At 37.2% G+C, this 12,357-nt stretch carries 13 protein-coding genes; 10 read left to right on the top strand and 3 right to left on the bottom strand.

The window, feature by feature from the left end:
* Positions 1-563 precede the first annotated feature (563 nt).
* Entirely contained in the window at positions 564-1,025 is a 462-nt protein-coding gene (locus tag AAKU52_RS16375; protein ID WP_354335525.1) for a GyrI-like domain-containing protein, read from the top strand.
* A 349-nt stretch (positions 1,026-1,374) separates the two neighbouring features.
* Here the strand turns inward: AAKU52_RS16375 and typA are convergent, their stop codons facing one another.
* Positions 1,375-3,183 carry a translational GTPase TypA gene (gene typA, locus AAKU52_RS16370; RefSeq protein WP_354335524.1) on the bottom strand — a complete coding sequence of 603 codons (1,809 nt, stop codon included), beginning with the start codon at positions 3,181-3,183 and terminating at the stop codon, positions 1,375-1,377.
* 199 nt (positions 3,184-3,382) lie between these two features.
* Between typA and AAKU52_RS16365 the strand changes: the two genes are divergently transcribed.
* Complete coding sequence (locus AAKU52_RS16365; protein ID WP_354335522.1) at positions 3,383-4,039, top strand: oxidoreductase; 657 nt, start codon at positions 3,383-3,385, stop codon at positions 4,037-4,039.
* Between the two features lie 3 nt (positions 4,040-4,042).
* On the opposite strand, the gene AAKU52_RS16360 is transcribed toward AAKU52_RS16365, so the two are convergent.
* Positions 4,043-4,852: an alpha/beta hydrolase gene (locus AAKU52_RS16360; protein WP_354335521.1), complete on the bottom strand. Its 810-nt coding sequence runs from the start codon at positions 4,850-4,852 to the stop codon at positions 4,043-4,045.
* Positions 4,853-5,122: 270 nt separating this feature from the next.
* On the opposite strand from AAKU52_RS16360, the gene AAKU52_RS16355 reads away from it, so the two are divergent.
* The 8 genes from AAKU52_RS16355 to AAKU52_RS16320 all read left to right on the top strand — a co-directional run bounded on the left by AAKU52_RS16355 (position 5,123) and on the right by AAKU52_RS16320 (position 11,663).
* A complete protein-coding gene (locus tag AAKU52_RS16355) occupies positions 5,123-6,169 on the top strand; it encodes an ATP-grasp domain-containing protein (protein WP_354335519.1) in 1,047 nt (348 codons plus the stop codon).
* Positions 6,170-6,181: 12 nt separating this feature from the next.
* Complete coding sequence (locus AAKU52_RS16350) at positions 6,182-7,282, top strand: carboxylate-amine ligase (protein ID WP_354335517.1); 1,101 nt, start codon at positions 6,182-6,184, stop codon at positions 7,280-7,282.
* 1 nt (position 7,283) lies between these two features.
* A complete protein-coding gene (locus AAKU52_RS16345; protein WP_354335515.1) occupies positions 7,284-8,117 on the top strand; it encodes a type 1 glutamine amidotransferase in 834 nt (277 codons plus the stop codon).
* Positions 8,118-8,119: 2 nt separating this feature from the next.
* Positions 8,120-9,313 (top strand): hypothetical protein, encoded by a 1,194-nt coding sequence (locus AAKU52_RS16340; RefSeq protein ID WP_354335513.1) that lies wholly within the window; start codon positions 8,120-8,122, stop codon positions 9,311-9,313.
* 50 nt (positions 9,314-9,363) lie between these two features.
* Positions 9,364-9,528 (top strand): FeoB-associated Cys-rich membrane protein, encoded by a 165-nt coding sequence (locus AAKU52_RS16335; protein WP_354335511.1) that lies wholly within the window; start codon positions 9,364-9,366, stop codon positions 9,526-9,528.
* Between the two features lie 15 nt (positions 9,529-9,543).
* Complete coding sequence (locus AAKU52_RS16330) at positions 9,544-10,134, top strand: Crp/Fnr family transcriptional regulator (protein ID WP_354335509.1); 591 nt, start codon at positions 9,544-9,546, stop codon at positions 10,132-10,134.
* An 86-nt stretch (positions 10,135-10,220) separates the two neighbouring features.
* Positions 10,221-10,751 (top strand): YceI family protein, encoded by a 531-nt coding sequence (locus tag AAKU52_RS16325; protein WP_354335507.1) that lies wholly within the window; start codon positions 10,221-10,223, stop codon positions 10,749-10,751.
* Positions 10,752-10,787: 36 nt separating this feature from the next.
* Entirely contained in the window at positions 10,788-11,663 is an 876-nt protein-coding gene (locus tag AAKU52_RS16320) for a pirin family protein (protein WP_354335505.1), read from the top strand.
* Between the two features lie 13 nt (positions 11,664-11,676).
* Here the strand turns inward: AAKU52_RS16320 and ispF are convergent, their stop codons facing one another.
* Positions 11,677-12,156: a 2-C-methyl-D-erythritol 2,4-cyclodiphosphate synthase gene (ispF, locus tag AAKU52_RS16315; protein WP_354335503.1), complete on the bottom strand. Its 480-nt coding sequence runs from the start codon at positions 12,154-12,156 to the stop codon at positions 11,677-11,679.
* Positions 12,157-12,357: the final 201 nt, after the last annotated feature.

The raw sequence follows: 12,357 nt of genomic DNA, 5'->3' as shown, positions 1-12,357 counted from the left end.
AATGGATAGTTCATCTATTGACCAGCAGGTTAAAAGGTGGGGATTATCATATTAAAAATCTCTGTATTATTCATTACAGATGCCATAGAACGGGGCTCGAAACAAGTTTTGTGTATAAACTGCCGGTTATTTTGAACAAAATGACTAGATAATTGCCTGAGCCGGATGTGCTGAAAGGTGCAGAAATGCCCCCTACCTACCTGACACACTGAAAACAGAAATGGTGTACCACAACAGGAAAAGAAGTCATTCAACAGTTGGTTTTTTAACCCCAATGGAATTTGAAAATGCTTTGATAAATAATGAAAAGGTAGCGTAAAACGCCATTAAACGGAATCTAAAGTAATGTTTCTCAAAGAAAATAACCTGACAACAAAAAAACCTCTAGTAGACTATTGCAATTACAGTTCTTCTAGATTCTTTTTTTGCTGTCATGCTTTTTTGATTTATTTGTTACCTTGTTAAGGTAATAAATATATACTATTGATGAGACACTAAAACGTTAGAGGTAATTGTATAACAACCATAAACCAATTTACAAACTATAAAACAAAGTGCACCGTATGGAAAAAATAGAAAAATCTGAGTTCAAATTAATTGGACTTAAACTCGACCACAAGACAACTAATGAAGGTGGACAATCAAGTATTGACTGCGGAAATCTATGGCAAAAATTTGAGACAGAAAATTTTGCAGAAAGTATCCCTGACAAATTAGGTGATGAGATTTATGCAGTGTATTATGAATATGAAGGTGATTATACCAAACCATTTTCATATTTTATTGGTTGCAAAGTGAAAATTGATGCTGGTGTCCCTCAAGGAATGGACAACTTAGTAATACCTACCGGTAGCTTTACCAAGGTTCTATCAAAAGGGAAAATGCCGGATTGTGTTGCCAATTCCTGGAAAGATATTTGGAATTCAGACACAGACAGGGCATATAAATATGACTTTGAAATTTATAATGAACGAAGTAAAGATTGGAGTAATGCAGAAGTGGAAATTTTTGTTTCTAATAATTAATGTAAAATAATTGTTTGATGGACAAAAAATAAAAAGCAGCATAAAAAATAATCCAACAAAATCTAAACTAATACTTCTCAAAAAAAATAACCTGACAAAAAAAAACCTCTAGTAGACTATTGCAATTCAAGTCATACCTATTACAACTTGCCACCGTTACATGAATAATATAAGGGAATCTAAAAATTAACAGACTAAAGAAATTTAACAGCAGTAAATATCATTTTTCGGCAAAAAAGCGCTAAGAAATGCAGCACTTAATTGATAAAAGTTAATATTTGAATAAAAAAATGGCTGTCCTTTGGAGACAGCCATTCTAATATATTCGTTAAATACGCTTTCTTAATAATTAAGACTGGAATTTTTTAGCGTTAACCCTACGTTCGTTTTCTGTTAAATAGATTTTACGCAGGCGCATGCTTAAAGGCGTAATCTCGATATATTCATCAGCCTGGATATATTCCATAGCTTCTTCTAAAGAGAATTTAATTGCTGGAGCAATACGCGCGTTGTCATCCGTACCAGAAGCACGCATGTTTGTTAATGCTTTACCTTTGGTAATGTTAACCACTAAATCATTGTCACGAATATGCTCACCCATGATTTGACCTTCGTAGACATCAACACCTGGATCAACAAAGAAACGTCCGCGATCTTGTAATTTATCGATAGAGTAAGCTGTTGTATTTCCTTTATCCATAGAAACTAACACACCATTTGATCTTCCAGGTATGGTACCTTTCCAGGGCTCATATGATTTAAAACGGTGGGCCATGATCGCTTCACCTGCAGTAGCAGTCAATACATTGTTTCTTAAGCCAATGATACCACGTGAGGGAATTTCAAATTCTAAATGTTGTAAATCACCTTTAGGTTCCATCACCAATAACTCACCTTTACGTTGGGTTACCAATTCAATTACTTTACCAGAAACTTCTCCAGGTACATCAACGATTAACGTTTCAATAGGCTCACATTTTTTACCGTCAATTTCTTTAACAATAACTTGTGGTTGCCCAACTTGTATTTCGTAACCTTCGCGGCGCATCGTTTCGATCAATACCGATAAATGCAGAATGCCCCTTCCGTAAACCAGGTAAGCATCAGGAGATTCTGTTTCCACTACTTTCAAGGCAAGGTTTTTCTCCATCTCTTTGTACAAACGCTCTTTAAGACGTTGTGAGGTAACAAATTTACCTTCTTTACCAAAGAATGGGGAATTGTTAATAGTGAACAACATGTTCATGGTAGGTTCATCAATTGAAATTACCGGAAGTTGTTCTGGTGCATCAAAATCAGAAATGGTATCGCCAATATCAAAACCATCAATACCCACAACGGCACAGATATCACCAGATTTCACTTCTGTAGCACGGATTTTACCTAACCCTTCGAAAGTATATAATTCTTTTACTCTAGATTTAACTACTCTACCGTCACGTTTAATTAACGTTACCGGTTGGTTTTCTTTAATTGTTCCACGGTGTACACGTCCAATTGCAATACGACCTACGAAAGAAGAATAATCTAAAGAGGTGATTTGCATTTGTAAGGTACCTTCATTTTCTGGTGCTGCAGGAATATGTGCAATAATGGCATCCATTAATGGGAAAATATCTGTTGTTGGCACCTTAAAATCAGTACTCATCCATCCTTGTTTAGATGAACCATAGATGACAGGGAAGTCCAATTGATCTTCTGTAGCTTCTAAGTTAAAGAACAATTCAAAGATTTGCTCATAAACTTCTTCTGGACGACAGTTTTCTTTATCTACTTTATTTACAACAACAATTGGTTTTAAACCAAGTGCGAGTGCTTTTTGCGTTACAAAACGCGTTTGAGGCATTGCACCTTCAAATGCATCGCAAAGCAATACCACTCCATCAGCCATTTTTAACACACGTTCAACTTCACCACCGAAATCGGCGTGACCTGGCGTATCAATGATATTAATTTTATAGTCCTTGTATCTTACAGAAACATTTTTTGAAACGATGGTAATGCCACGTTCGCGCTCAAGATCATTATTATCAAGTATTAAATCACCAGTTTGTTCGTTATCACGAAAAATTGAGCAGGTATGTAAAATCTTATCAACCAGTGTGGTTTTACCGTGATCAACGTGGGCTATAATAGCTATATTTCTTATTTTTTGCATATAATGCTTTGTGAATTTTGCGCAAAGATAATCGTTTTTTTTAATATATCAGCCTAGATGTTACCTGATTGCAGTAAAATATGCTAATTATTATACAGTTTACACTACTTGATAATTCAACAAAGCATGCTACGGTTTTTTAATTGTACCTTACAGGGGTATATACAAACATTTCCAACTTAAACTTATTATTAACAGAATGGAAAAGAAAGCTATTTTATTAGGCGCAAGCGGGTTAATAGGCAGCAATTTGCTCCAACAGCTATTGATCAGCCATAATTATAAGGAAGTATTAGTGGTGGTGAGAAAAACATTAAACATCCAACACCCTAAGCTAAAACAACTGGTTGTAGATTTTGACCAGCTCAATAAGCAAGCAAATCAAATAGAGGGAGATGTGGTTTTTTGCTGCCTTGGTACTACTAGAAAAAAAACACCAGACAAGGAACAGTATAAAAAAATAGACCACCAATACCCTATAGACGCAGCATGGATTGCCTACAGCAATGGAGCCACGCAATACCACCTTGTTTCTGCCCTTGGCGCCAATGTAAATTCCAAAGTATTTTATTCCAAACTAAAGGGTGAGGTGGAAAAGGATTTGAAAGCCATTCCCTTTAAAGCCATTCACATCTATCGCCCCTCTTTGCTGGATGGCCATAGAAGTGAAAACCGACTAGCTGAAAGACTAATGATCAGCATTATGCGGGTAATTAACCCAATCTTAATAGGGCCATTAAGAAAATACAGGAGCATTAATATTGAAACCGTAGCTGCCGCGATGCTGAAAAAATCACTTGAAGATACCAAAGGGATTTTCATTTACCAATCTGATAAAATTGAAAATATCGCCTGATTTTTAGTGCTTAATTCCTGAAAAAGCCCAGATTAAAAATGCTGGAAAAGCTTGTGACCAGCTATTAATATTGTGCTTGCCACCAACCATTTCATAATAATAGAGGTCTGTATGCCGCTGAAATCCTTTGTTTAACAATTCTTTAATCACGTCAATGGTATCATCAACGCTATCAATAATATAATTATTATTCCTGTCAGTGAGTTCGTCTGCAGTACCCGTCATTAACCAAAACCTAAGTTCAGATTTCCCCTTACTGTTACGGATCATTTGATGTACTATCCGATCCTGATCATCATTATAGCCATCTTTAAGGTCTTTTTTACGCCACCAAAAAGCTCCAGAAAAAACACCTGCAAGGTCAAAAACCTCTGGATAATTATAAACGATATCAAACGCCGAAAGGCCCCCCAAAGAAAAACCGGCAAAAGCAGTTATGCCATTTATAGGCAAGGCAAGTTGCTGAAGCAGGAAAGGAAAAAGCTCTTCTTTTATAAACTGTGCATATTCACCAGCCTTCGCCCCTCTTTGTTGAAAATCAGGCACTCCAGCGACACCATATTCTTGAAGCCGGTCTGCGCAAGCATGAATGGCGATAACCACCACAGCCTCCATTTTTTGCGTGGCGTATAAGTTATTCAGCAAAGACTGAAGTTCCATCGCCCCTGCGGCTTGTCCGTCATTAAGTAATAGCAGGTTCAGTTTTTGATCAGCCGACAGCATTTCAGGGACAAATATATCAAGCTTTACCGTCCTTTTTAAATAGACAGACACGAGTTCATGTGTCGAATTTTTTATTTCTGTTGTTAACATAACCATTACAAATTTACGCCAAATAACCAAAAAATAGATTTTTAAATTTGTTTATAAAATTGTTCTTACCTATCTTTTAGGAAGTTTATTTTTCCACCTATGCAAACTGGTTTCGATTGTGTCATTTTGGCCGGCTGTAGCTATGGGGTTACCAGCCGACCCAAACAAACTATAAAGTAAAAAATAAATATAAATAATATCTATTTAAGCATTTCGACAAGAGTAAAGATTGAAGAATGTATAAGGAACTTTTTAAAAAAATTAATACTGATGAAAACAATTGGAATTTTATTCGGGCAGGAAAGATCTTTCCCCGAAGCATTTATAAAGCGTGTAAACGAAATTGCCCCTGATGATATTCGCGCTGAGTTTGTAAGTATTGATAAAATATTTCAGGCAGAAGGCATGGGTTATTCCGTAATTGTTGACCGGATTTCACAAAATGTGCCATTTTACCGCGCAGCACTTAAAAACGCAGCTATAACTGGAACAGCCGTTATCAATAATCCATTTTGGTGGAGTGCCGATGAAAAGTTTTTTAACAATGCCCTGGCGGTGAAATTAGGAATTCCTGTGCCAAAAACAGCCTTGCTTCCATCCTATGAACGCCCGCAAGACACTTCAGAAAATTCTTTCAGCAACCTGGCCTTCCCTTTAGATTGGGAAGCAGTTTTTGAATACACTGGTTTTCCTGCCTATATGAAACCTTTTGATGGTGGAGGCTGGAAAGATGTTTATAAACTACAAGATAAAGAGGGTTTCTTCGAAAAACACAGCAAAACTAAACAAACCGTCATGATGCTGCAGGAAGAAATTGTTTTTGAGGAATATTTCCGTTGTTTCTGTATCGGTGGTAAATATGTGCGCATCATGCAATATGAACCTCGTAACCCTTTTCACTTACGCTATGCAGTGGAGAATCCGCCATCAAGTGAAAAATTACTTCAGACCATACATAATTATGTAATTAAATTAAACCAATACCTGGGCTATGATTTCAATACAGTAGAATTTGCCGTGCGTGATGGTATTCCTTATGCTATAGATTTCTGCAACCCTGCACCAGATGCTGAGTTAACTAGTGTGGGCCAGGAAAATTTTGAATGGGTAGTAAACACCTCAGCGAAATATGCGATTGAAAGGGCTTTAAGTTGTGTAGAAGGGCGAGACAACCTGACATGGGGCGAATATATCAAAACTGCTGCTGCAGGAAAACCATTGTTAAAAAATCTTAAAACAGCAAGAAAAAAAATAACTGTAAAACCTACTGCGACTGTAAAAGTAAAAGCAGCAAAAAAAACCAAAGTTAACTTATAGACCATACACCTCATGAATGATTTTACGCTCGGCATAGAAGAAGAATACATGGTTATTGACCCTGTTACAAGGGAGCTTATCTCTCATGACCAAAAGATTGTAGAAGCCGCGCAAAGAATTCACAAAGATCAGGTAAAAGCAGAAATGCATCAAGCTGTTGTGGAGGTTGGCACCGGAATCTGCAAGAATACTGATCAGGCAAGGCAAGAAATTTCTCAGCTGCGGAAAACAGTAGCGCAATTGGCAGGAGAACAAGGTTTACGCATTGGTGCCTCCGGTACTCATCCTTTTTCACATTGGGCCAAACAATTGATTACTGAACAACCCCGATACAGCGAAATTGTAAATGAACTGCAAGAGGCAGCACGTTCAAACCTTATTTTCGGTTTACATGTACATGTTGGTTTCCAATCACGTGAGCTAGCCATTCATATTGCTAACCAGGTTCGCTATTTTCTGCCCCACGTTTTTGCCCTTTCTACAAATTCGCCCTTTTGGGAAGGCAGAAATACAGGGTATAAATCATTCAGAACTAAAGTTTTCGATAAATTCCCACGTACTGGTATACCTGATATCTTTAATAGTATAGAAGATTATGATAATTATGTAAAGCTGCTCATGAAGACCAACTGCATAGACAATGCTAAAAAAATCTGGTGGGATATCAGGGTACATCCCTTCTTCCAGACTATAGAATTCCGAATCTGCGATTGCCCGATGCTTGTAGATGAAACCATGGCCTTTACAGCCTTGTTTCAAGCTTTATGTGCTAAACTATACAAGCTCAGACTTCAAAACCTTAACTTCATCAGCTACTCACGTGCTTTGATTAACGAAAATAAATGGCGTGCAGCAAGATACGGAATTGACGGAAATCTGATTGACTTTGGGAAAGAAATGGAAGTAAATTGTCGTAATTTAGTCTTAGAACTTTTAGACTTTATAGATGATGTTGTGGATGAGCTGGGCTCCAGAAATGAAATTAATTATGTCCACAAAATATTAGCAGCTGGCACGGGTGCCGACAGACAACTTGCAGTGTTTGAACAAACAGGGAGTTATGAAGCAGTCGTAGATTATATTACTTCGCAAACAATAGCTGGCCTAACTTAAAATGATGACTAAAAAACGAAAGATTAAGGTTGCCGTTATTGACATGAATAATGGAGTCCCTAACCTGGGAATGAGAGGTATACTGGCAATATTAAAACAGTATCAGGAGGAAAAAGGACTGGATCTTTCTACAGCAGTTTTTGATTTAAGAAAGAAAAATGAAGTGCCAGATACCAGTTATGATATTTATATTTCCTCCGGTGGGCCAGGAAGTCCTTTTGAAGGTGAAGGACTAGAATGGGAAAATAATTTCTTCCAATTATTGGACGATCTGGATGATTTTAATTGTAAGGATAAGGGAGGAAAAAAATATGTGTTTCTGATTTGCCACTCTTTTCAAATGGCCTGCAGAAAGTATGGCTTAGGAAAAATTACCCAGCGAAAATCAACTGCTTTTGGAATCTTCCCAATCAGCATGACTGAGGAAGGATCGCAGGATCCAGTCTTTAAAGGCTTGCCTAATCCTTTTTATGCCGTTGACAGCAGGGATTGGCAAGTTATTTCGGGCGATGAGGACGATTTTGAAAATAACAGCTCAGCAGTTGCTGCTATTGAAAAGTACCGGCCCCATGTTGATTTAGAACGTTGCATCATGTCCATCCACTTTTCTAAAGAAGTGATGGGAACGCAATTTCATCCAGAAGCAGATCCTACAGGAATGAAAATGTATTTACTACAGGAAGATAAAAAAAAGGTAATTATCCAGGAACATGGTGAAGATAAATACTTAGATATGTTGAGGAGCTTAGATGACCCTAACAGGATCTCCCTCACCCAAAAACTAATCTTGCCGAACTTTTTAGATGAGGCCATTCAACAACTGACAGAAGTATAACGATGATTAAAAGCTATCGAGATAAGTTTAACCAAAATTTCACACTTAAAAAGTATGATGCGCTATTACAAAGCCTAACAAAGGGCTTATCCTCTATTTCTTTCCGTATTGCAGAAACACCCGTTTTTATTCCTCCCGCATTAAAAGACAAATTAATTGATGCTGGAGAACAAATCATCAAATTAATCAGACAACCAGAATTTAAAGCCTTAACGCAAAATGCCATTCCTCCACAATGGATTGTGCCAGCAGAAAATGATCACCCCCACTTTTTGACCTTTGATTTTGCCGTATGCAAAGATGAACTGGGTGAACTGACACCAAAACTCATAGAATTGCAGGGCTTTCCTTCCCTATATGCTTTTCAACCACACCTGGCAAAAGCCTATCAGCAAGCATACAGTCTAGAAGAAATGGCAGTGTTAAGTCCGTATTTTAACGATCTTAACGAAGCGGACTATGTGGAGCTTTTAAAAAAAGTAGTCTTAGGCAAATACCATCCTCACCAAGTTGCCTTGATGGATGTAGATGCGCCTCATCAAAAAACGATTATCGATTTTCAACTTACCCATCAGCTTACGGGTTGTAAGGTATTGAGCTTAACTGATATTTTTAAAGAAGGAAAACAACTCTTTTATAATGAAAATGGGAAGAAAATACAACTCAAACGCATTTATAACAGATTGATATTTGATGAGATCTCTGATAAGACAATGCTTTTTGAACAATGCTTTGACCCACGCGAAGACCTCGATATAGAATGGGCTACCCAACCGAATTGGTTTTACCGCATCAGCAAATACACCATGCCATTTTTGAAGCATGACTTTGTACCTGAAACGCGCTTTTTAAATGAAATTAACCAAATACCCCAAGACCTGAAGAATTTTGTACTAAAACCTTTATTCTCCTTTGCTGGTCAAGGCGTTATCATTGACGTAGACCAAGAGGCCATTAAAAGTATCAGCGACCCGGAAAATTGGGTCCTACAACGAAAAGTGATTTATGAACCGGTTATCCAGGCCCATGAAGGCAATGTTAAAACAGAAATCAGGTTGATGTATTTATGGCCTGACGGTGAAGAACCCCAGCTTTGCATGAACCTGGTAAGACTAAGCAGAGGAAAAATGATTGGCGTTCGTTACAATAAGGATTTTGACTGGGTAGGTGGCTCTGTTGGCTTGATGGATAGGTAAATTTACAATTGAAAGACTCCTTAAAGGGTTTTCTTCCTTATTTTTGATTTATGGATATTCAAACCATATTAGTAATCCTTCTTTTTCTCGCCGCACTATTCTATATAGGTCGCATAATTTATAGTGCTGTGGCTAATAAAAGTGGCAGTTGCGGATCTTGCAGCAGCAATCAATGTAAGGTAAATTTCTCTAAACCAGATAACATTCCTAAATAATTCGACGCGTAAATAATGTTAAACATATTTAGAGCTTACCTTGAAAAAAGCTTGCCCATCACTAATGAACAGTTCGAAGTCATATCAAAGCATCTAAAAATTAAGACTTTTGAAAAAAACGAAGTCATATTGAGTCAAGGCGAAATTTGTAACAGGACCTATTTCGTGGTGGACGGCTTATTGCGCAGCTATTCTATCGACAATAAAGGTAAACTGCATATCATTCAGTTTGCACCAGAACATTGGTGGCTTTCAGAAAGAAATGGCCTACTTTTTAATGAGGCTGCTGATTTTAACATAGATGCTGTAGAGACTACAACAGCGATTATTATTCCAAAGGACTATTTTAAGGAGGCTGTACCAAACTTACCGGGCTTGCAGGACCTTCACCAAACCATGCTGAACAATTCTATCCGTTTTATGCAAAGAAGGATCAATATGCTGCTGAGTGCAACTGCTGAAGAACGATACCTTGATTTCATAAAACTATACCCCAACCTTACTTTAAGGGTGCCCCAATGGATGATCGCCTCCTATTTGGGTATTACTCCAGAATCCTTGAGCAGGGTTAGAAAAGACCTGGCTCACAAACATTTCCGCCCTTAATCATTTCTTATCCTACATCAATGCACAGCGTTAAAACCGGCTGTATCTTTGTGATATAATATTAATTAACCCAAACAATTTAAATTATGTCAACAACTAAATGGACTTTAGATCCAACACACAGTGAATTAGAATTTAAAGTAAAACATTTAATGATTACTACGGTAACGGGAAAATTAAACGAATTCACCGTTGAACTGGAAACAGAAAAAAATGATTTTAGTGATGCTAAGGTAAGTTTTGAAGCTCAGATTTCTTCCATTGACACCCACAACACAGATAGAGACAATCACCTTAAAGGCGGCGATTTCTTTGACGCAGAAAAGTTCCCAACTATAAAGTTTGAATCTGGCACTTTAACTAAAGATGGTGATGACTATGCTCTGAATGGTAACTTAACTGTTAAAGGCACTACTAAACTAGTTAAATTGAAAGTTGAATTTGGTGGCATCGCTACAGATCCATGGGGAAATGTTAAAGCTGGTTTTACGTTGAATGGTAAAATCAACAGAACAGATTTCGGGTTAACATGGAATGCTGCACTAGAAACTGGTGGCTTAATGGTAAGTGAAGATGTGCGTATTTTGGGTGAACTGCAATTTGTAAAACAAGCATAAAAAGTAGCATCCAATCTTTATAGAAAGGAATATATAATGAATATAATAATTAAACCAGTAGCGGCGATTTTAAAAGCAACTGCCCCCAATATGGTGGGTGATGGTTTTAGAGTGCATAATTTCTTCCCGAATGGATATAGGCTTAAAATGAGCCCCTTTTTTCTGCTGGATTACAATGCTAAAATAAATTTCTCTGCAAGGGAAAAACCAAGGGGAGTAGGTATCCACCCTCACAGAGGTTTTGAAACGGTGACAATTGTTTATCATGGTGCAATTGCCCATGAAGACAGTGCAGGCAACAGCGGTGTAATTTACCCTGGTGATGTACAATGGATGACGGCTGCCAGTGGTATTCTTCACAAAGAATACCACGAGCAAGCCTTTAGTAATACCGGTGGTGATTTTCAAATTGTGCAATTATGGGTAAACCTGCCTTCAAAATATAAAATGTCAAAACCTAAATACCAAGGAATTAAACATAATGCCATAAATAAAGTAGCCATACCTTCTGATGGTGGTTTTGTTGAAGTTATTGCTGGTGAATACGAAAGTGTTAAAGGTGCAGCAATTACGTTTACACCTATGGAAGTTTATAACATTAAACTGAAATCCGGTGCTACAGTAACATTTGACTTTCCTGCAGACTACAATACTGGAATATTGGTGATTGAAGGGGATATCAAAATCAATAACAGCGAAAATTCCAATGCCACCCATTTTGTTCATTTTAAAAATGAAGGAACACAAATAACAATTGAAGCCCAAACAGACAGCATTATACTGTTGCTAAGTGGTGAACCTATTAATGAACCTATAGCTGCTTACGGCCCGTTCTTAATGAATACCCAAGAAGAAATTCAACAGGCGATAGGAGATTACAACCGGGGTAAATTTGGCTACCTGGAAGAGTAATCTTTAGTGTTTATTAATTTTTCTCAATTAAACAAACTGCATAGGCAACTACCCCTTCTTCTCTTCCAATAAAACCCATCTGTTCATTAGTGGTGGCTTTGATAGAAATGTCCTCTTCGGGAATGTTGATAGCCTCAGCAATATTTTTTTGCATCTGTGGAATATAAGGATTGATTTTAGGAGCTTCTAAACAAAGCGAAGCATCAATATTGCCGATAGTATAGCCTTTTTCAGTCAGGAGTTTTACTGTTTCCTGCAACAATATCATGCTGCTGATGCCTTTCCACCGAGGGTCAGTATTTTGAAAGTGGAACCCTATATCTCTCAAATTGGCGGCACCTAATAAAGCATCACAAATGGCATGGAGCAATACGTCTGCATCTGAATGACCGAATGCACCACGATGATGTTCTAAATTTACACCACCAACGATAAAGGGATGACCATCTTTTAATTGGTGAACATCAAATCCGAATCCTACTTTTATTTTCATTTATATATTTATGTTTTGATGGTAATGAAGCTATCCGTGATGGTTTCATTAGGAATATATCCGAAGATACATTTTAAAGAGATTTAAAAGAATCATTTTATTTAATAGTTAAGACCGTTGCAAGGCAATATGTGATTTAACTAATTGATTAACAATAAATTACACTTGTTTTTTTTGTTATTTAGGATATTTTTATGTATT

Origin of the sequence: Pedobacter sp. CG_S7, assembly GCF_040544395.1 — a bacterium.
Lineage (GTDB): Bacteria > Bacteroidota > Bacteroidia > Sphingobacteriales > Sphingobacteriaceae > Pedobacter.
This window is presented reverse-complemented; position numbering and strand designations above follow the sequence as displayed.

Coding starts and splice junctions, on each gene's coding strand:
- AAKU52_RS16375 (WP_354335525.1), top strand. CDS start 564: ATGGAAAAAATAGAAAAATCTGAGTTCAAATTAATTGGACTTAAACTC.
- typA (WP_354335524.1), bottom strand. CDS start 3,183: ATGCAAAAAATAAGAAATATAGCTATTATAGCCCACGTTGATCACGGT.
- AAKU52_RS16365 (WP_354335522.1), top strand. CDS start 3,383: ATGGAAAAGAAAGCTATTTTATTAGGCGCAAGCGGGTTAATAGGCAGC.
- AAKU52_RS16360 (WP_354335521.1), bottom strand. CDS start 4,852: ATGTTAACAACAGAAATAAAAAATTCGACACATGAACTCGTGTCTGTC.
- AAKU52_RS16355 (WP_354335519.1), top strand. CDS start 5,123: ATGAAAACAATTGGAATTTTATTCGGGCAGGAAAGATCTTTCCCCGAA.
- AAKU52_RS16350 (WP_354335517.1), top strand. CDS start 6,182: ATGAATGATTTTACGCTCGGCATAGAAGAAGAATACATGGTTATTGAC.
- AAKU52_RS16345 (WP_354335515.1), top strand. CDS start 7,284: ATGATGACTAAAAAACGAAAGATTAAGGTTGCCGTTATTGACATGAAT.
- AAKU52_RS16340 (WP_354335513.1), top strand. CDS start 8,120: ATGATTAAAAGCTATCGAGATAAGTTTAACCAAAATTTCACACTTAAA.
- AAKU52_RS16335 (WP_354335511.1), top strand. CDS start 9,364: ATGGATATTCAAACCATATTAGTAATCCTTCTTTTTCTCGCCGCACTA.
- AAKU52_RS16330 (WP_354335509.1), top strand. CDS start 9,544: ATGTTAAACATATTTAGAGCTTACCTTGAAAAAAGCTTGCCCATCACT.
- AAKU52_RS16325 (WP_354335507.1), top strand. CDS start 10,221: ATGTCAACAACTAAATGGACTTTAGATCCAACACACAGTGAATTAGAA.
- AAKU52_RS16320 (WP_354335505.1), top strand. CDS start 10,788: ATGAATATAATAATTAAACCAGTAGCGGCGATTTTAAAAGCAACTGCC.
- ispF (WP_354335503.1), bottom strand. CDS start 12,156: ATGAAAATAAAAGTAGGATTCGGATTTGATGTTCACCAATTAAAAGAT.